We start from the raw sequence: 20,140 nt of genomic DNA on the forward strand, positions 1-20,140 counted from the left end.
TTCAGACCGGAGACGCGCGATGACAAATTACCTCCATCACGGAGATTTGCCCGATGGGCTTGATCTCGGCAAAATTGTTGCGATCGACAGCGAAACGATGGGGTTAAACCCGCATCGTGACCGTCTGTGTGTGGTGCAATTGTCGTCTGGCGACGGGGATGCCCATCTTGTCAAATTTGATGGTGCTGACTATAGCGCGCCGAATTTGAAAAAAATGCTGGCCGATCCGGACGTGTTGAAACTGTTCCATTTTGGCCGTTTCGATATCGCCGTGATGGATGCCTATCTTGGGGTGCGCTGCGCGCCGGTTTATTGCACCAAAATTGCCTCGAAACTGATCCGTACCTATACGGACCGTCACGGGTTGAAGGATCTGGTGCGTGAACTGGTGGGGGTTGAAATTTCCAAACAGCAGCAAAGTTCGGACTGGGGCGCGCGCGAGTTGACCGACGAGCAGATCGCCTATGCCGCCAGCGACGTTTTGTATCTTCATAAAATGAAAGAAGAGCTGGATCGTCGCCTGGTCCGCGAAGGCCGTATGGAAATTGCCCGGGCCTGTTTTGATTTCCTGCCGACCCGTGCCAGCCTGGACCTTGCGGGATGGTCCGAAACAGACATCTTTTCCCATTAGGACCCTGTTTGTTGCCCACCGATAGCCGATGGGTGATGATCCCGGTTATTGACACATTTTTGCGCCAGTGAACCCCGGTTGCTGATGATATCGCAATCGGGTCTGGTGCGGACCGATGACAATAAAGAAGCCCATGACAGTTACCGAAGCCGAAAAAAATGATCTCGCTGTTGCCCGCAAGGTTTTGGGCATCGAGGCGGCCGCCCTTGAAGAACTTGCCCAGTCCTTAGACGGTGATTTCTGCCGGGCCATTACCCTGATCGAAGGGTTAAAGGGCCGACTGGTGATTACGGGCATGGGCAAAAGCGGGCATATTGCCAAAAAGGTCGCCGCGACCTTTGCGTCAACCGGCACGCCGTCGTTTTTTGTCCATCCGGCCGAGGCCAGCCATGGCGATCTTGGCATGATCGGCCAGGATGACGCGGTTCTGGCGCTGTCGAATTCGGGTGAAACACCGGAACTGTCTGATATTATTGCCTATACCCGCCGTTTTCATATTCCGCTGATTGGCATGACCCGCCGGGCCGAAAGCTCGCTTGGCAGCCAGTGCGATTATCCGCTGGTGCTGCCTAACAGTGTTGAGGCCTGCCCCAACCGCCAGGCCCCGACCACATCAACGACTGCTATGCTTGCTCTGGGCGATGCCCTTGCTGTTGCCTTGATGGAACGCCGTGGTTTTAGCGCCGATGATTTCCGCACTTTCCACCCCGGCGGCAAACTGGGGCAGCGGCTATTACGGGTGCGCGAAGTGATGCATGGGCCAGACCAGTTGCCGACCATTGTCCAAACTGCCCTTATGGCCGATGCTCTGATGGAAATGACAGGCAAATCATTTGGCTGTGTCGGTGTTGTGGATGATGCCGGGAAGCTAGCCGGGATTGTGACCGATGGCGATTTGCGCCGTCATATGGGCGATGACCTGGTGTCGCGCGCGGTTGACACTGTGATGACCCGTAATCCCAAAGCCATTACAGCCGATTTGCTGGCGGTCGAGGCCCTGGCCATCATGAATGATCGCAGTATTACATCGCTGTTTGTCGTTGATGAACACGGCGTTCCCTGTGGTCTTGTGCATATTCATGATCTGTTGCGTTTGGGAGTAGCCTGACCATGAGCGCCGACAAGTCCGATATTCCGACCGGTGAGGCGCATAATCCGCTTTCCCGGGACCGGCTGTCTGCGACGCGGCGCAATGTTCAGATCAATCCGTTTCGTCGCAGCGTTGTTTTGATGCTAAAGTTAATTCTGCCACTGGTTGCGGCGGCGTTGCTGGCACTGGTGGTGCTGTGGCCCCAGATTGAACAGATTCAGGAAAGCGGGTTTCATCTTGGTTTTTCAACCTCGCCCGATGACTTGATGGAAAATGTGGCCATGAGTAACCCGCGGTTTTTTGGCGTGGATGGCAATCGGCAACCTTTTACCGTGACGGCAACCGAAGCCATCGAGCAGCGCAAGGACGGTGAAAATGCGATGCAGCATGTTTTACTGGAAAGTCCGCAGGCCGATATGACACTGACCGATGGAACCTGGGTTGCCTTAACCGCCGACAAGGGGTTCTATACCGAAAGTAAAGGCAAGCTTGATTTGAAAGGCGCTGTTAATATGTATCACGATAAAGGCTTCGAGATTCATACCGAAAGCGCTGAAATCAAGCTAAAACTGGGTAATGCCAGTGGAACGGATCCGGTCGACGGGCAGGGGCCATTTGGAACGATTAAGTCTGATTCAGGATTTGAGCTGGAAAATAAGGGGGCTGTTATTCATTTTCTGGGCAAATCGAAACTGACGGTATTTGACAAGGCAATGAAAGGGAAATCATGATCAGAACGCCGCGTGGGGGTGGGTTGTTATGTGCGGCGACGCTTGTGGTGGGGCTTGCCTGTGTAACGGGTGTCAGCCCGGTTTATGCAGCACCGCTGGGCCTGACCCAGCAAGGTGCGGGCGGGCTTGATGTTGAATCCGACAATGGCATTGAATGGCGCCGCAACGACAATGTGTTGATTGCGCGGGGCAATGCGTTTGCGCGTCGGGGTGATTCAAAGGTCAATAGCGACGAATTGCGCGCCTTTTACCGGGATAGCGCTGCCGGAACCGAAATTTACCGCATAGAAGCACATGGTCATGTGAAATTGTCGACCAGCACCGATGTTGCCACCGGCGATCTGGCAATTTACGACATCGATCAGGCGGTGGTGGTTCTGACCGGGAATAATTTGAAATACAAAACGCCGACCGAAACCCTGACCGCCAAAGACAGCCTGGAATATTGGGAAGCCAAACATATGGCAGTGGCACGCGGAGATGCGGTTGCGATATCGCAAGGGCGCCAATTGCGTGCGGATGTGTTAACTGCCCGGTTTACCCAGTCGGCCAAGGGCGATAACCAGCTAGAACGCATTGATGGTTATGGTCATGTCAGCATTGAAACCCCGACAGATTTTGTTGTGGGCGATCAAGGGGTTTATGATGCGAAAACGGGTATAGCCACCCTGACCGGATCGGTTAAGATCACGCGCGGCAAAAACCAGCTGAACGGTGATCGTGCCGTTGTTGATCTGAAGACCGGAATTAGCCGTTTGATGGCAGATGGCAAGGGCGATGGTAAATCCCGGGTGCGGGGTTTGCTGGTGCCTGATAATGAAAAGAAACCCAAAGCTGACGGTAAACCCGCCGGTAAAACAAACTGACGAAGGGTCGGAAACAGTGTTCTGGTCTCGTAAAAGCACAAATAACCTGGACGCAGATGCGTCTCTTACCTCGCCCGACGCCAAAAGTGCGGGCGGGCCGCGATTGGTGAGTGCGAATAAGGGGCTTGTGGCACATAACCTGGGTAAAAGTTTTAAAAAACGCCCGGTTTTAAAAGACGTTTCCATTTCGGTGCAGCGCGGTGAGGCGGTTGGCCTTCTCGGGCCGAACGGGGCGGGTAAAACCACCAGTTTTTATATTATCACTGGCCTTATCGCCCCTGACAGGGGCACGATATCGCTGGATGGTCGCGACATTACGATGATGCCGATGTATCAGCGCGCGCGCATGGGCATTGGTTATCTGCCGCAGGAAGCCTCGATCTTTCGCGGCATGACGGTGGAACAGAATATCATGGCTGTTCTTGAAGTGATCGAAAGCGACCGCATCAAGCGCGAACAAAATCTTGAAGATTTGCTGGCTGAATTTGCCATCGAACATTTGCGCCGCACACCTGCTCTGGCTTTGTCAGGGGGGGAACGCCGTCGCTGTGAAATTGCCAGGGCACTGGCGGCTCATCCCAATTTTGTGCTGCTTGACGAACCCTTGGCCGGTATCGACCCGATTGCCGTTGGCGATATCCGCGATCTGGTGCGGCATTTGAAGGATCGCGGCATTGGTGTTCTGATTACCGATCACAATGTGCGCGAAACCCTCGACATCATTGATCGTGCCTATATTCTGCATGATGGTCGGGTGTTGATGGAAGGCGAACCAGACGAGATTGTACGCAATGTTGATGTGCGCCGCGTTTATCTGGGCGACAGATTCAGTCTGTAAAACAACAAAACAATTTAATATTTGGCTGTTCCTGTCTTTTTCGGACTGATAACAATGGATTGGATTGGTGACCGTGTGCCTGTATGGGTATCGCGCAGGGTTGCTCTGTCATTAGGATTTCATGAGCCGTTACCGCGTCGTTCAACACAGAAATGCGGGCCGGTTCGCAAAGGCAAGGCAAGGAAATGGGGGAAAGCGGATTGATACGGGGTAGGTACTGATATGGCCCTGAAGGCAAGGCTTGATCTTCGTCAGTCACAGTCTCTTGTCATGACGCCGCAATTGCAGCAGGCGATCAAACTGTTGCAGTTCAACAATATCGAGCTTTCCAACTTTATCGACAGTGAACTTCAGGAAAACCCGCTGCTGGAGCGGGCCGAATTCGGCCAGACCTTTGCCGAAACCGGAGATGAGTCAGTTGGCAATGGTGAGCAGGGCCTGGATGCACGCGCCATTGACGATTTTCAGGGCCGGGAGGATTTACGCGGTAGCGACAGGCTTGCCAGTAGCGACAGCATGGGGTCGGAGGCCAGCAGCCCGCTTGATTGCGCCACAGACGCCCTGTATGACGGCGAAGGTGAAATCACGCCAGATGGTGGCCCCGTTAGCGCCAGCCATGATTATTCCCAGCCCTATAGCGCGGGCGGCGGTTCCATGGTTGGGGGCGATAGCGACGATTTACCGGGGCTGGAACAGACCCTGGCTGATACCATTACCCTGCGGCAAAGCCTTGGCGATCAGCTTAATCTGGCGTTTTCTTCGGCTGTGATGCGTATGATCGGCAGCTATCTGATCGATATGCTGGATGAAAATGGCTATGTCTCTGGCGACCTTAACGAGGTCTGCGAGGCACTGGGATGCGAGATGTCTCAGGTTGACGCCGTTCTGGCCCGGATGCAGGGATTTGAACCGGTCGGCATTTTTGCCCGCAATCTTGCACAGTGTCTGGAACTGCAATTACGCGATCGTAACCGCTTTGATCCGGCCATGGCGGCGTTGCTTAATAATCTGGAATTATTAGCGCGCCGCGAATTTGACAGGCTGCGCCGCATTTGCAATGTCGATGGCGATGACCTGGCCGATATGATTGCCGAAATTCGCACCCTGGACCCGCGCCCGGGCCGCACCACCGACGGCGAGATGGCAGCACCGGTTATTCCTGATGTGCTGGTTCGTGCCGGCGCGGCAGGCAACTGGATAATCGAGCTTAACAGCGATGCGTTGCCGCGTGTTCTGGTCAATGAGGAATATGTCGCCGAAATCAGCGGCGGAATTCGGGGCCGGGAAGAAAAAAGTTTCGTCAGTGAACGGTTGCAGACGGCCAACTGGCTGGTCAAGGCGCTGCATCAGCGTGCAACCACGATTCTCAAGGTTTCCTCCGAGATTATTCGCCAGCAGGATGGATTCTTCAATCATGGGGTATCACATCTGCGCCCGCTGATTCTGCGCGATATTGCCGAAGCCATCAGCATGCATGAAAGCACGGTGTCGCGGGTGACGAATGGCAAGTTCATGGCGACCCCGCGGGGCATATTCGAGCTGAAATACTTCTTCACCACGGCAATTTCATCATCAGATGGCGGAGATTCCTATTCATCCGAATCGGTACGTCATCGGATCAAGTCATTGATAGATGCGGAAAATCCTAAAAAAATTCTTTCCGATGACAAACTTGTCGAGCTTCTGCAAAAGGAAGGGATCGACATTGCCCGGCGAACAGTGGCAAAATACCGTGAGGCAATGCGGATTCCGTCGTCCGTCCAAAGGCGGCGCGAGAAAAAAGCACAGGCCAGATAATGGCCTGCTGCCAGTAAACAATGCCTAAGGTATTGAAACATCTTGGTGAGTACCCAAATGTTGACTTGGCATTGGCGACGGAATATGGTGCCGCCATCTGATTGAGGGGCACCATTGTTCGCAGATGTACTGGAAGTCACTCAACCGGGGATAGGCGATCCATGCAGATTACAGTAATTGGCAAGCAACTTGACGTTGGCAGCGCTTTACGTGAACACGTCGTCGAGACCTTGGACCTTGCGGTAGAGAAATATTTCGATCATGCGATCGAGGCCACGGTAACGATTACCAAACAGGCTCATCTTTATCACACACAGATTTCGGTCCATGTCGGCAAAGGCATGCTGGTTCAGGCAAAAGCATCAGCAAATGAGGTATATCCGACATTTGATGCAGCTTGTGAGAAGGTGGCAAAACGATTGCGTCGCTATAAACGGCGGTTGCGCGATCACCATACGGCCCGTGATCAGTATGAAGATGCCTTGATGGATGCGCGTCATTACGTGATCCAGCAGGAAGACGAAGATCATTCTGATGACGATCATTTAAACGGTTTTGATCCGTTGATCGTTGCAGAAACACCCGATCGCATTGATACGCTCTCTGTTGGTGAGGCTGTCATGCGTCTCGATTTGGGGGATATTCCGGCGCTTATGTTCCGGAATGGAAAACATGGCGGATTGAACGTTGTGTATCGTCGGGCCGATGGCAATATTGGCTGGCTGGATCCTGCTGATGAAAAAGCTGGTGCAGCCTGACGGACGCGACCTCTGGTCCAAACAACGCAATGCGAAAGATGGACATTTCAACAATTCTCTCCCCATCAGGGGTTATTCCGGCCTTGCGTTCCGGTGCCAAGAAGGCTGTTCTCGAGGAACTCGCAGAACGGGCCGCCGAGGTTACCGGACGTGACGCAGGACAGATTTTCTCGGTTTTGCTTGATCGCGAAAAGCTTGGCAGCACCGGTGTTGGTGGTGGTGTGGCTATTCCACATGGCAAACTGGGCGATCTGGACCGGCTTTATATGGTATTTGCCCGTGCGCAAAATCCGATCGAATTTGATGCTGTCGACGAACAGCCGGTCGATCTGTTTTGTATGCTGGTGGCCCCTGAGGAAGCCGGCGCTGATCATTTGAAAGCTTTGGCACGTATTTCCCGATTGCTGCGCAATCAGGGCATGTGTGAAAAGCTGCGCGGGGCTGCATCGGCCGATGCAATCTATGCGTTGCTGACCCAGGACGAGGCCGAACAGGCCGCCTGAAAAACATGACATTGCCCGGTTTGTGAAACCATATCGGGTGACGAAAAACCCCGCAATTTTTGCGGGGTTTTTGTTTGATCTTAATATGGGTGCCATTGTGACGGACCCGTTTTTAAAAATCGATGTTACTGATGACATCACATGATCGGGCGACCAGAAGCCGCTCGATCTAATATTATCGCGCCATCAGTGCAAAGACGCCCCATCCCACGTATTCACGTGTATATGAGGCGTAGCGCACGGGGTCTGACGACAGATGGCGCCGTATGTCTTGCGCGAAGTCATCGTCGGGATTTTCTTCGAGCCAGCGCCGCATGGTGAGCCATTTGGCGGCTTCGTACCTGTCCCACCCTTCGAGATCTGCCAGAACCATTTCCACGATGTCGTAGCCAAGATCGCCGAAACACGCGAGAAGCTCTGGAAGCATGAGAAAATCCGAGAGCGTCCCGGCTCCGCACGCTTTGATTGCCTCCTCGCTTTGCGGCTGCTTGTGCCAATAAGGCTCACCGATGAGAATGATCCCGTTGGGAACAAGGCTTTTTGACAGAAGCTCTATGGACCCCGTAACGCCCCCGCCAATCCATGTGGCCCCAATACAGGCGGCGACATCGACCTTTTCCTTTGCGACATAACCGGTCGCGTTGTCATGAAGGAAACGAACCCGCCCTGCGACACCGAGTTCTTCGGCGCGGCGTTTCGCCTGATCGGAAAACAGTTGGCTCATGTCGACGCCGGTGCCTGTAATTCCGAAATCGCGCGCCCAGGTGCAAAGCATTTCACCCGAGCCACTGCCGAGATCGAGTACGCTGGCCCCTGGTTCCAGACGAAGCACCCGCCCGAGCGTGTCATACTTGTCGGGGGTGAACGGATTATGAATCCGGTGTTTGCTTTCCGTGATGTTGAAAATACGTGGGATATCCATTGTTTAAGTTCCATGAAACTGAGAGTGGAAGGACCGCATCGGATTACGATGCAGCCCGTTTGCGCGTGCCTGCAGGATCAGCATGTTACGTGCCCTGATTGTCGAGTTGGGCACGTACAGAAACGCGCCCACGCTTCGAGATGCGATAGGGGCAGCCGGACCGGGACTCGATCAGACGCTTTTTGCGGAGGCGGTTAAAGACGGTCAGATTGCAGTCGGACAGCACCATCCCGTCGCGTGTGAAGCAGGTGACGGAGGTGACTTTGGGGCCATTGCCCCGTTCATGGAGAATGCGGCCACCAAGGGCCAGAACGTGCAAAACACGTTGTTCGGGTCGTGAAATATTCATGGAAATCTCGTGAGAAGACGTGAAAAAACACCCCGAGCGCAAGGCGCTCAGTAGTTCTTAATTCACCCGGCTCTCTGAAAGTTCAGAGAGCCTTATCTCACAAGCTCTAACATCCAGTCCTCTGGAGAACGCGCGATGAGAAATCCATCGTCTCAGCCCTGTAAATGTAAGACCCTTGCACCTGCAAAGCAACCCTGACGTTTTCCATTGTGATGAAAGCGTAGAGTCAGGGTTTTACCGGGCCGGTTTTTTGGCTTTTGGATGTTCCACATCGGTTAGACGGCCTGCCAGAACCACCAGTACGAGAACCGGCAACCCCAGGATGGCCGTGCCAACGAAAAAGGCCTGGTAACCAACCGCATCAACGGCGGTACCTGAAAACCCGGCAATGACCTTGGGAAACAGGGTCATGATTGAACTGAAAATGGCATATTGCATGGCGGTAAAGGAAATGTTGGTCAGCCCGGACAGATAGGCGATAAAGGCCGCCGTTGCCAGCCCACCGGAAAGATTGTCGGCCATGATGACAACGGCAAACATCGCGGTATTGGCCGGAATTTGCGCCATGATTGCAAACAGGATATTCGTGACTGCCGATAGCAATGCGCCTAGAAACAGGACCCTGATCACGCCATAACGCACCGACAGAATCCCGCCCAGAAAGCTGCCGCCAATGGTCATGAACAGGCCAAAGGTTTTGGAAACCGCCGCGATCTCTTCCTTGGAGAAGCCAATATCGGTGTAAAACACATTGGCCATGACCCCCATGACAATATCGGCAATGCGATAAAACCCGATCAATGCCAGAACAATGATTGCGACCTTGCCATAGCGGTCGATGAAATCCTTGATCGGGGCGACATAGGTTTCACGCACCATCTCGCGCGGGGTTATTCCAGCCAGGGTGGTGATCCATGCCACCGCAATCGCCACTATCACCGCGACAGCCAGTTGCAATGTCCCGGTTAGAAAACCGGCCAGCTCTTTGGTCATGCCACCGTCAATCATTGATGTCTTCAGTGGCGCTAGCGCATCGCCAACATAGATATTGGCGGCGATGAAGGTGATGATGGTCAGCGCGAACATCAGAATGAAACGGATATAGTCGCTGGTTTGATGGAAATACTTGCTGTCTTTGCGCACGACGACGGGTTCGCTGACCAGCAAGGTGGTCAGAACCCCCACACACATCGCCAGCGCCATACAACCATAGGCCACACGCCATGCCAGGGGCTGGTAGGTGCCTTCCCCTTCGATCAGGGCGGCGATGGTCAGCGCCCCTGCGCCAGCCACGATCATGCCAATGCGGTATCCGGCGATATAGGCCGAACTCATCATTGCCTGCAAATCGACATCGACGGCCTCGATGCGATAGGCATCGATAACGATGTCCTGCGTGGCCGAGGCAAAACCAAGGGCCACCGCAGCAAAGGCCATCATGGTCAGGTTTTGCGCCGGGTCGGTCAGGCCCATCCATAATATGGCGGCAATAATGGCGGTTTGCGCAACAATCAGCCAACTGCGCCGCCGTCCCAGTGCGGTGTGAAGCACGGGCAGAGGCAGGCGGTCAATCAGCGGGGCCCAGACAAATTTGAAAGAATAGCCCAGCGCGGCCCAACTGAAATAGGTGACGGTGGCGCGTTCAACCCCGGCTTCACGCAACCAGATCGACAGGGTCGAAAAAATCAGCAAAATGGGAATTCCGGCGGAAAATCCCAGAAACAGCATCGTAATAACCCGCGGGTTGGTCAGGGCGCGAAACGCCTCACCCCAGCTGCGTTTGGTGTGGCTATTCATTTTTCCCCCTGAATATCCGTCTGGCTTGTGCTTTTGCCGACCATATGGTGCCATCGGTTAACAATGCCCAAAGCAATGCAAGATCGCAGCTAAAATATGACGGCAACTGGCGAACCTGAACGCAACAAGGCCGGTCCACGGGGACCGGCCTTGTCAGAATAAGCGATAAAACGTCGAATAATGACGTCTTATACCAGTTTTCTATGAGAACAACTCATTGAGAACTGGTTAGGCGCGACGGCGCCGCGCGGCTAATGCCGCGAAAGGCAAGGGCTTCTGAGAAGCCCGCCCGCCGATTGAGGGCTGCATTGATCGGTTTCGATTAATGCAGTTTGGTATTAGTCTTTCTTGCGGCTTTCGCGCTTGCGGATATTCGGATCAAGATGCAGCTTGCGAATACGGATGCTTTGCGGGGTCACTTCGACCAGTTCGTCGTTCTGGATGTAAGCAAGGGCTTCTTCCAGGCTCATCTGGCGCGGCGGGGTCAGGGTGATGGCGTCATCCTTGCCCGATGCCCGAACGTTGGTCAGCTTTTTGCCCTTGAGGATGTTTACTTCCAGGTCATTGTCACGGTTATGTTCACCGATCACCATGCCCTGATAGACGCGCGCGCCCGGCTCAATAAACATCATGCCACGATCTTCAAGGCCCCAAAGCGCATAGGCAACCGCATCGCCCTGGTCGTTGGAGATCAGAACGCCGTTACGACGGCCAGCAATGGCACCCTTAACCGGGCCATAGGAATGGAACACACGGTTCATAACGCCGGTACCACGGGTATCGGTCAGAAATTCGCCGTGATAGCCGATCAGGCCCCGCGACGGGGCGAGGAAAATAATACGGGTCTTGCCACCACCGGATGACCGCATATCGGTCATTTCGGCTTTACGCATGCTCATTTTCTCAACAACGGAGCCGGCATATTCTTCGTCAACGTCAACCTGAACTTCTTCGAACGGTTCAGACATAACGCCGTTGATTTCCTTGATCAGAACGCGCGGACGCGAGATCGACAGTTCATAGCCTTCGCGGCGCATGGTTTCGATCAGAACGCCCAACTGCAATTCGCCGCGACCGGCAACTTCAAAGGCATCCTTGTCTTCGGTTTCGGTCAGCTGAATGGCAATATTGCCTTCAACTTCGCGTTCGAGACGGGCGCGAATCATGCGCGAGGTAACCTTGTCGCCTTCCTGACCGGCCAGCGGCGAGTTGTTGACCGAGAAGGTCATCGCCAGGGTCGGCGGATCAATCGGCTGGCTTTTGATTGCGACTTTAACCTCGGCGGCACAAATGGTGTCGGCCACGGTGGCATCGGTCAGGCCGGCAATGGCGATAATGTCGCCTGCTTCGGCTTCTTCCTGCGGGACACGTTCCAGGCCACGGAAACCCATCAGTTTCGACAGGCGGCCGGTTTCAACCGTGCCGTCGCCGCGCAGAACCTTGACCGGCATGTTCAGTTTGGCGCGGCCCTGTGCAATACGACCGGTCAGAATACGACCCAGGAAGTTATCGGCATGCAGCATGGTCGCGATCATGGCGAACGGGGCGTCAACGATACCTGTCGGGGCCGGAACATAGTTGAGAACCAGATCCATCAGCGGGGTCAGGTTCTCTTTCGGGCCTTCGGGATGTTCAGCAGCCCAGCCATCACGGCCGGATGCATAAAGAACCGGGAAGTCGAGCTGTTGGTCATTGGCTTCAAGCGAGACGAACAGATCGAAGATTTCATCGAGAACTTCTTCGGCGCGCTGGTCCGGACGGTCGATCTTGTTGATGATCACAATCGGCTTGAGGCCAAGCTTTAAGGCTTTACCCAGAACGAACTTGGTCTGCGGCATCGGGCCTTCAGCCGAGTCGACCAGCAAAACAACGCCATCAACCATCGACAGAATACGTTCGACTTCACCGCCGAAATCGGCGTGGCCAGGGGTATCGACGATATTAATGCGGGTTTCACCCCACTGGATGGCGGTCGGCTTTGCCATAATGGTAATGCCGCGTTCACGTTCCAGATCGTTACTGTCCATCGCACGTTCATCAATACGCTGGTTGTCACGATAAACGCCAGATTGGCGGAACATAGAGTCAACCAGGGTTGTTTTACCGTGGTCAACGTGGGCGATAATGGCGATATTGCGCAGCTTCATGGGCGCGGACTCCGTATAACATGCCGCGCGCCGGTCATGCCTAGCGCATCGGTCAGAAACAAGATTGGGCGATATATATGGTGAAGGCGGGGTGCTGCTCGCATACGTCGCGGCGCATCACCTGCCTTGCAAATGCCAAAGTGCTTGATTTGTTAAAAATACAACACAGACGCCGGGTACATGCGCTATTGGCCGCGGATTGTCAATGCTTTGCAACTGCGAAATGACGGGCAGGTGCGCAATTCCGGCGTATTTCTGCGGGACAGCACCTTTGTTGCCGTCCCGTGAAATTTTGCATTTGCAGGTGCTTAGGCTGGAATGGCCGCCGCACAGAGGGTTTTAAGGTCTGCGTCGGGGCGGGCCCCCATATGCGAAATAATCTCGGCGGCACAGATCGATCCCAGCCGTCCACAGGTGGCAAGGTCGTAGCCCTGTGTGTAGCCATAAAGGAATCCCGATGCAAAAAGGTCGCCAGCACCTGTGGTGTCAACAACCTTGAGAACCGGCTCGGCTGCAATTTCGATTATGCTGTCACCTGAAACAATGACCGATCCCTTTTCACTGCGGGTCAGGGCGGCAACCTTGCAGTGACGGCGTACTTCGATCAGGGCTTCGTCGAATGTGTCGACTTCATATAATGATTTGATCTCGGCTTCATTGGCGAAAAGAATATCGACATGATTATGAACCAGATCGCGAAATGAATCGCGGTGGCGATCAACACAAAATGAATCCGAGAGCGTGATCGAAACCTGACGGTCTGCTTCATGGGCGATTTTTGCGGCCAGCACGAAGGCTTCCTTGGCTTCGTCGCGATCCCACAAATAGCCTTCCATATATGTGACTTTTGCTGACCTGATCAAATCGGCATCAATATCGTTCGGCCCCAGTTCGGTGCAGGCACCCAAAAAGGTGTTCATGGTGCGATGACCATCGGGGGTCACAAAAATAAGGCAACGCGCGGTCGAGGAGCCGTCGCTGGCGGCGGCTGTGTCAAAACTGACGCCCATGGCACGAATATCATGGCGAAACACGGTGCCCAGCTGATCATCACGGACCTTGCCAATATAGGCACCGTTCCCACCCAGGGCCGCAATCCCGGCCAGTGTGTTTCCTGCCGACCCGCCAGATATTTCAATACCCGGCCCCATTTCCTTATAAAGCGCATCGGCCGTTTCGGTATCGATCAAGGTCATCGAATTTTTAACCAGCTTCAGACGGGTCAGGTCGCCTTCGGTGCAATGGGTCAAAACATCGACGATGGCGTTGCCAATGCCGACAACATCAACTGTGGGTGCGCTCATTTATGGTTCCTGCTGGTTGGGAAAGGGGACCGGGTTCATCGCCGGGTAATTTGCGCGGCAGTATAAGGGTTCATCCTCGGGGTGCAAGTTTTGTGACCGTTGCAGATCCGGTTGTTTGATTTTCAATGCCGCAACAGAAAACTTCATATGTTGTTTTTCGTGAAGAAAATAGTTCGGGTGTGAATCGTTTCCAAAACTTTTGCAGGCCGCTGAGGGTGATGAACTTCGTTTTTTATCCGCTTAAAGGCCCCCGCCCTTTGGCAGGGTTTCTGTCCAGGTCTGTGCTGAAACCCTAATGTTCCTGTCGCTTTTTAAATAACATTATTTTCAGTGTTTATTTTCGGAAATCAAGCCAGTGCATGTCGATTAAGCATTTTCAAGACATTCTGATCGCCAATATCAGCCTGTTTTTGGGTGATTTAAGGCTGCTGTGTCACATACAGACTGTTTTGTACGTCTTTAGGGTTAATCAAATATCGATAAAATTTAGCAATATAAGGTTATTTAATATTATCAATACTGGAATAACTGGTAGGCGCCCATTCTCCTGAATTTTTAAGCGGGGTACATTTTTGATTTTTTTTCAACGAATGGCGCATCACGATTCAGCACAAGCGAGGTGATTTTCAATCCCGATTTGCCGGTAACAGCTTTTGGTTCGTGGCCGATTGAGGCCGCCTGGTACGGGTGTTGATCCGCTGATTCGGATCTGAAATCATTCGGCCAGACCGGGGCGCTCTCGAAGGTGCCTCTGCATCTGGCGCGCATCCCCAGGTCGTTGCGCGCAGAACAATTTGCCGAAGATGTGACGTTTGATGGATCGACCGTTGTGGGCTTGCGGACTGTTTTTAAAATGATGACCTGATCGTTCGGCGCGCAAAAGCCCGAGAGCATCGTGCCAGGGTCTTGGTGCAGAAGATGCCCGCCAGACCGAAGCCCGCGCACTGTGATCTGATCGAGATTTCCGGGGTGTCGGCGGGGATATGACCAGATCCTTGCTCCACTTTCATGGAACATTCCGCTTTAACAACGATTTTGCCGCCTTTTACAGGGCCATTCAGGCGTGGGGGATTACCAGATGAGTTCGCGGTGGACGCGAAGGATATTCGGACCCGCGTCGATCAGAACGGCCTCAATAAGTGCGGGGGGCGATTAAGCCCATGCCAGTCGCCTCACAAGCCGCGCGGTGCCGTTGCACCGGCAAGTTTTTCTGATGTGGTTTGAAGGATCAGGCCTGTACCAGGCAGGTTCAGGCCTGATGATGGTGCGGGCAGGGCCATATTTGCCACATCACGAGGGTTTCCCCTCTCAAGCCGGAGGCAGATCATCCGGGGGCAATGGTAATGTATCATTTGGAAACCGGGCGGATGTTTCACTTGCCGAAGGGGTTTTCTTTGGATGGAGGCGCACAACGGTATCGTCGTCCCGGGGCGGGGCGGGTGTTTTACGGGCTGCCGTTTGATTTGGTTTTATGCCTGCAATCCTGTCGCGCAATTCGGCGGCAAGGCTTCTGATGCGTTGTTGATGCCGCGGGTCATGGTTAAGCGCCAAAAACTTCTCGAAGGCGGCCAGCGCCTTTTCATCATTGCTCAGCCGGGCATGAAGCGTGCCTGACTGATGCCACAGGCCCGGTTCATCGGGGGCAATGATCAGGCAGCGTTCAAGAATGGTGGTGGCATAGGCAAGGTCACCGCTGCGCAGGGCACGCACCTTGATGTTATTTTGCAGGCGCAGCAAAATTGTCTGGTCGGTGGCTTCGCGGTAATGCTCGGGCTGCAATTCGGCATCAAGGCCCTGAAAGGCTTTTAACAGTTCGCGCAATTCCGCCGCCCCCAGAACAAGGCCGTTATGGAACGGGTCGATCAGGACGCGTTCGCCGTGCGCTTCAAGGCGCAACAGGAAATGGCCCGGAAAATCAATGCCGATCATATCAAGGCCACAATGGGCGGCGGCATGCAGATACAATAATGCCAGCGCGACGGGCAGGCCACGTTTGCGATCAATCACGCACATCAGATTGGCATTGTCGGTATCGTCGTAGTTTTCCGCATCGCCCTGATAGCCATGATAGCCGGGTATGACCTGTTGCAGGGCAATCGCCAGATCCATAACCCGGGGTAAACCGCCCCCTGGCCCGGCGGCATCGGCGATGGTGCGTTCAAGGTCGGCACAAATATCATCAAGCCGGGCAAGATAGGGTGATATATCGCTATCTTCCTTGTCCAGACTGGCAAAATACAGCGCGGCTGTTGCTGCTGTCGCATCAGGATAATGTCCTGCTGCGTACGATTTCAGCCAGTCCAGAGCGGATTTCTGAGAGTCTGTTTCAGTGATGACGCCTGCGATTTTCAAGTCCCCTTGCGTGTGGGATCGTTTTTCAAACGAACGTAGCTGACAACTTTTTTAACATAACTCGTCGCACGGACATGCGAAATAACCCGGTCAAGCTCGTTCTTGTTCTGGGCAATTCCCATCAGGTAAACGGTGCCGTCGACGGTTTCTATAGTGTAGTTAATGGCATAAACGCGGCTGTCAAACATCAGAGCGGTTTTTATGCGGGTACTGATCAAAAGATCACTCGCCGTATCGATCACGCCAAGTGTCTTGCCGACCTTTAATTGATTGATGACGCGTTTGACGCCATCGGTTTGCCAGGCGGTTTGCACGGCTGTCATTTCAACATCGGCGGTGGGAACATACCCGGCCAGCAAAACTTCGCCCTCAAGCACTTCGATGTCGATATCGACAAACATCTTTTCGTCGATTTCCAGATATTTACGCCATAAATTGGCGGTGATGGCATTGTCATTGACCGAGTTTTTAAAACCGCGTTCCTGCATCGCGGCCACGCCAGCCGTTGCGCCGGCCCCCACCACCAACGATGTGCAGCCGCCACTTGTCAGCAGCAATGCTGCCAGCAAAAACCAGCAGCCCCATTGCATTAGAAATTTGTACCTGCTGGTATATTTTTGGCCCGGGTCATGATGATCGCCCGGTTTGGAAATAGCTGTCATTGACCTACCTGTCCGCCCCAATACAACCGCTACTATGGCCCATGGATATTAAGGAGTTTTAAAAACCAGCCCCATAAAGGACTTCGCGGCTGTTTTCGGTATTATTCTGAAAAGGGTTGCATTATTGGCCGAAAATTTCGCGGTGGCCGCCTGTCGGGCCGGTGAGATGTGCTGAGGGCGTAATGCGCATAATACGAGGCGATCCTTGCCTGATCCTACAGGACCCATTGCCAGTTATCGTTCTGCGGTTATGTTTACGGGTATCTTTTATTGTATTGTACGGGGCTTGCCGGGCGGGACATTTGTTTATATGCCGCCGGTTTCGGGCACGTTTTGAAAAGCCGGTACAATCTTTCTTCCTTGCTTAAGAAAGGATCGAACCGTTGAAATATAACAAACTTGGTCAAACAGGGCTTTACGTATCGGAATTGTGCCTGGGCACCATGACTTTTGGCGGCCAGGGCGAGATGTGGCAGAAAATCGGTCAGGTTCAGCAAAAAGAGGCGGACCAGCTGGTGAAATCCGCCCTTGATGCCGGGATCAATTTTATCGATACCGCCAATGTTTATGCCGAGGGAAAATCCGAGGAAATTACCGGGCAGGCTCTGAAAAATCTGGGCGTGCCGCGCGAAGATGTTGTGGTGGCGACCAAGGTTTTTGGCCGCATGGGGGCCAATATCAATTCTACCGGGGCCTCGCGCCATCATATTATGGATCAGGCCAAGGCCAGCCTGAAACGATTGCAGCTTGACCATATCGATCTCTATCAGATCCACGGGTTTGACAGCGCCACCCCGATGGAAGAAACGCTTGATGCCCTCGATACCTTGGTGAAGCACGGGCATGTGCGCTATATCGGCGTTTCAAACTGGGCGGCGTGGCAGATTGTCAAGGCACTGGGTATTTCCGAACGGCACCATCTGGCGCGGTTTGCCTCCTTGCAGGCCTATTACACGCTCGCCGGGCGCGATCTGGAACGCGAAATTGTGCCGATGTTAAAATCGGAAAATGTTGGCCTGATGGTCTGGAGCCCGCTGGCGGGGGGCCTGCTGAGCGGTAAATATGACCGCAACAAAGAAACCGATGGTGAAGGCCGCCGCGCCAGTTTTGATTTCCCGCCGGTCAATCGCGACCGCGCCTATGACTGCATTGATGCGATGCGGGTTGTCGCCCGGGCTCATGATTGCAGTGTGGCGCAAATTGCCCTGGCATGGTTGCTGCATCAACAAGCAGTTACCAGCGTGATTGTCGGTGCCAAACGCGCCGAACAGCTTGAAGACAACATCAAGGCAACCGGCATTAAACTGACCGGGGCTGATCTGGAAGCCTTGAATGCCGTCAGTGCCTTGCCTGCCGAATATCCGGGCTGGATGCTGGAACGCCAGGGGGCCTATCGCAACGGCTGATTTGCCGTTTTGCGGATAGATTAAATGTCATGAAAACCGGCGGGCAGAAATGCCTGCCGGTTTTGTCATATGGCAGGTTTTTCAGGCCATGAGCGCTGATGCCAGGGTGTTTTGCGGGCGGATCATGTCGGCCCAGCGGCCCGGGGTAATGCCAAAGGCCTGTTTGAAATGGCGGTTTAAATGGCTTTGGTCGGCAAAGCCGGTTTCGGCGGCGATGGCGGCCAGGGGGGCGCCCTGCGCAATCATTAATTTGGCCCGGTGCAAACGCCGCATGACCAAAAACCGGTGTGGCGTGGTGGCAAAGCAGGCTTTGAACTGGCGGATCAGGCTATAGCGATCCAGCCCGGTGACATCTTCAAGCTGGGCCGAGGTTACGCTATTGGTGCTATTGGATTCCAGAAACTGGCGCGCGCGTTCCAGCCGCGGGACGGCAAGGTTTTTGCTGTGGCGAATCGGCTGTTTTGCGTGGCGCGACAGGCCTTCGGCGATGCCACACACCAATTGATCAATCAGCAATTCGTCAAGGTCACTGTCCAGATGGGCCAGCATTTCCAATAAGGTCGCACACAGGGCCGGGTCGGAAAAAACCGGCTGGGCGACAAAAGGCAAGCTGCCACAATTTTCACCCAGCCCGCGCCGCAATAATGACGGTTCCAGATACAACATGCGATAACGCAAACCGGCATCGGTGCCCGCACCGCCATCGTGGATTTCGTCGGGATGCAGAACAATGATATGGCCCTTCTGGCTAAATTGTCTGGTGCCGCGATACGTAAATGTTTGCACCCCGTGCAGGGTGACGCCCAGCGCATAGGTATCGTGGCGGTGCGGGGAAAACATATCGCCGTAAAACCGGGCCTCGATTCGCTCGATGCCGGGCAGGGCGGGGGCGGTTAAAAATTGCTCGCGTCTTGCATTATTGCACAAACGTTCAATACCGCTGTGATCAGGTGGGGTTACAAGCGAGGTCATCCACCTCTCCTGTTATCAGCCAAGCGGATTATGACGTTCATGTTTGATACCAAAGTTGCCATCGTTCTGCGAAACGACCTTGAAAGCTGGCAGTCCCTGAATGTGACGGCCTTTTTGATGAGTGGCATTATTGCAAAATTTCCCGAGATCATCGGCGAAGATTATGTGGACCGCAATGGCAATAAATACAATCCCATGTCGGTGCAGCCCGCCATTGTTTTGGCCGCAGACCAGGCCACCCTGGGTAAAATCCATAATCGCATCATTGATCGTGGTGTGCCATCGTCGCTTTATATCGAGGAAATGTTTGCCACCGGTCACGATGCTGCCAATCGCGAAGTCTTTGCCCGGTTTGCCCCGGATGACGCCAAAGTGGTCGGGCTTGCTTTAAGAGCGGAAAAACGGGTTGCCGACAAAATCACCAAAGGGGCCAAAATGCACCCATAGGGGCCAAAATGCACCCATAGGGTGATATGTGCGATCAACGTCACAAGGTTCCCCGGCGGGAGCGTTGAGGAGCACGCTGGTAATGGCATCCAGGTTATTCCCTGTTCGATGCGGTTTACGGGGCCGATTCCCCGCATTATCCTGTTACCTTGCGAGGAAACAGGGTCGGTGGGAGGCGAAAAGAGTGAGTTTTTCAAAACATCATCCATCTGCGGCGAAGAACGAGGGTCCGGCGTGGCGCTTGTTCGTATGCCCGATGGCGTTTGTATTGGCTGTTTTGCCGGGGCTTGGCGCGTGCAGTTCAGATATGCAACCTGAGCCCGACCCCGCTGATATTGCGACCGGATCAGAAGCGGCGAAACCAGTCCCCAAGCAGGTTCTTTCTGATCTGCCGAATGATGTTGTCGCCACCAGTGATAAAAGGGTGGCTTTGTGTTCCGGCAGCAGCTTGAAGCGGGAAAATGGTTGTCACCGCCCCTGATGCTGTCAAAGTTGCTAAAGGCGTAAAATGCATCTGTGACGGTGAGAGGCAGGGTTTGACGGTGCGGTTGGTTCTGATTGGGTATGG

General features: G+C 54.0%; 20 protein-coding genes. 11 read left to right on the forward strand and 9 right to left on the reverse strand.

Features of this window, described 5'->3' with window-relative positions; translation table 11 throughout:
* The first annotated feature begins 19 nt into the window (after positions 1–19).
* The 8 genes from AAC086_RS19885 (at position 20) to ptsN (ending at position 7,214) form a co-directional block, all read left to right on the forward strand.
* Positions 20–631 carry a ribonuclease D gene (locus AAC086_RS19885; protein WP_339781365.1) on the forward strand — a complete coding sequence of 204 codons (612 nt, stop codon included), beginning with the start codon at positions 20–22 and terminating at the stop codon, positions 629–631.
* A 115-nt stretch (positions 632–746) separates the two neighbouring features.
* A complete protein-coding gene (locus AAC086_RS19890; RefSeq protein WP_339781367.1) occupies positions 747–1,739 on the forward strand; it encodes a KpsF/GutQ family sugar-phosphate isomerase in 993 nt (330 codons plus the stop codon).
* Positions 1,740–1,741: 2 nt separating this feature from the next.
* A complete protein-coding gene (gene lptC / locus AAC086_RS19895; RefSeq protein WP_339781369.1) occupies positions 1,742–2,452 on the forward strand; it encodes an LPS export ABC transporter periplasmic protein LptC in 711 nt (236 codons plus the stop codon).
* Positions 2,449–3,318 (forward strand): LptA/OstA family protein, encoded by an 870-nt coding sequence (locus AAC086_RS19900; protein ID WP_339781371.1) that lies wholly within the window; start codon positions 2,449–2,451, stop codon positions 3,316–3,318. Before lptC ends, AAC086_RS19900 begins: the two co-directional genes overlap by 4 nt.
* A 16-nt stretch (positions 3,319–3,334) precedes the next feature.
* Entirely contained in the window at positions 3,335–4,156 is an 822-nt protein-coding gene (gene lptB, locus AAC086_RS19905; RefSeq protein ID WP_339781458.1) for an LPS export ABC transporter ATP-binding protein, read from the forward strand.
* Between the two features lie 222 nt (positions 4,157–4,378).
* Entirely contained in the window at positions 4,379–5,953 is a 1,575-nt protein-coding gene (gene rpoN, locus AAC086_RS19910) for an RNA polymerase factor sigma-54 (protein WP_339781372.1), read from the forward strand.
* 161 nt (positions 5,954–6,114) lie between these two features.
* Complete coding sequence (gene raiA / locus AAC086_RS19915) at positions 6,115–6,711, forward strand: ribosome-associated translation inhibitor RaiA (RefSeq protein WP_339781374.1); 597 nt, start codon at positions 6,115–6,117, stop codon at positions 6,709–6,711.
* A 38-nt stretch (positions 6,712–6,749) separates the two neighbouring features.
* The gene (gene ptsN / locus AAC086_RS19920) at positions 6,750–7,214 is read left to right on the forward strand and encodes a PTS IIA-like nitrogen regulatory protein PtsN (RefSeq protein ID WP_339781375.1); all 465 of its coding nucleotides are present in this window, start codon (positions 6,750–6,752) and stop codon (positions 7,212–7,214) included.
* Between the two features lie 175 nt (positions 7,215–7,389).
* On the opposite strand, the gene AAC086_RS19925 is transcribed toward ptsN, so the two are convergent.
* From AAC086_RS19925 to AAC086_RS19960, 8 genes are all read right to left on the reverse strand, one after another.
* The gene (locus AAC086_RS19925) at positions 7,390–8,136 is read right to left on the reverse strand and encodes a methyltransferase domain-containing protein (RefSeq protein WP_339781376.1); all 747 of its coding nucleotides are present in this window, start codon (positions 8,134–8,136) and stop codon (positions 7,390–7,392) included.
* A gap of 85 nt (positions 8,137–8,221) precedes the next feature.
* Positions 8,222–8,485, reverse strand: a complete 264-nt coding sequence (locus AAC086_RS19930; RefSeq protein WP_339781378.1) for a YjhX family toxin — start codon at positions 8,483–8,485, stop codon at positions 8,222–8,224.
* A 234-nt stretch (positions 8,486–8,719) separates the two neighbouring features.
* Positions 8,720–10,282, reverse strand: a complete 1,563-nt coding sequence (locus AAC086_RS19935; RefSeq protein WP_339781380.1) for an MFS transporter — start codon at positions 10,280–10,282, stop codon at positions 8,720–8,722.
* A 338-nt stretch (positions 10,283–10,620) separates the two neighbouring features.
* Positions 10,621–12,429, reverse strand: coding sequence for a translational GTPase TypA (gene typA, locus AAC086_RS19940; RefSeq protein ID WP_339781382.1), 1,809 nt, complete (start codon positions 12,427–12,429; stop codon positions 10,621–10,623).
* Between the two features lie 308 nt (positions 12,430–12,737).
* Positions 12,738–13,733, reverse strand: a complete 996-nt coding sequence (locus tag AAC086_RS19945; protein ID WP_339781384.1) for an adenosine kinase — start codon at positions 13,731–13,733, stop codon at positions 12,738–12,740.
* A 555-nt stretch (positions 13,734–14,288) separates the two neighbouring features.
* A complete protein-coding gene (locus AAC086_RS19950) occupies positions 14,289–14,627 on the reverse strand; it encodes a hypothetical protein (RefSeq protein ID WP_339781385.1) in 339 nt (112 codons plus the stop codon).
* 414 nt (positions 14,628–15,041) lie between these two features.
* On the reverse strand, positions 15,042–16,085 hold the full coding sequence (locus tag AAC086_RS19955; RefSeq protein ID WP_339781387.1) for a transglutaminase-like domain-containing protein: 1,044 nt from the start codon (positions 16,083–16,085) through the stop codon (positions 15,042–15,044).
* Positions 16,082–16,747, reverse strand: a complete 666-nt coding sequence (locus tag AAC086_RS19960; RefSeq protein WP_339781389.1) for a BON domain-containing protein — start codon at positions 16,745–16,747, stop codon at positions 16,082–16,084. The genes AAC086_RS19955 and AAC086_RS19960 overlap by 4 nt, the downstream gene beginning before the upstream one ends.
* Before the next feature lie 383 nt (positions 16,748–17,130).
* On the opposite strand from AAC086_RS19960, the gene AAC086_RS19965 reads away from it, so the two are divergent.
* Positions 17,131–18,153 carry an aldo/keto reductase gene (locus tag AAC086_RS19965; protein ID WP_339781391.1) on the forward strand — a complete coding sequence of 341 codons (1,023 nt, stop codon included), beginning with the start codon at positions 17,131–17,133 and terminating at the stop codon, positions 18,151–18,153.
* A gap of 81 nt (positions 18,154–18,234) precedes the next feature.
* On the opposite strand, the gene AAC086_RS19970 is transcribed toward AAC086_RS19965, so the two are convergent.
* Positions 18,235–19,125, reverse strand: a complete 891-nt coding sequence (locus AAC086_RS19970) for an AraC family transcriptional regulator (RefSeq protein WP_339781393.1) — start codon at positions 19,123–19,125, stop codon at positions 18,235–18,237.
* 39 nt (positions 19,126–19,164) lie between these two features.
* Between AAC086_RS19970 and AAC086_RS19975 the strand changes: the two genes are divergently transcribed.
* Positions 19,165–19,572, forward strand: a complete 408-nt coding sequence (locus tag AAC086_RS19975; RefSeq protein ID WP_339781395.1) for a DUF2000 family protein — start codon at positions 19,165–19,167, stop codon at positions 19,570–19,572.
* A 184-nt stretch (positions 19,573–19,756) separates the two neighbouring features.
* Positions 19,757–20,053, forward strand: a complete 297-nt coding sequence (locus AAC086_RS19980; RefSeq protein ID WP_339781396.1) for a hypothetical protein — start codon at positions 19,757–19,759, stop codon at positions 20,051–20,053.
* Positions 20,054–20,140 lie beyond the last annotated feature (87 nt).

This window comes from uncultured Thalassospira sp. (assembly GCF_963976115.1).
GTDB lineage: Bacteria > Pseudomonadota > Alphaproteobacteria > Rhodospirillales > Thalassospiraceae > Thalassospira.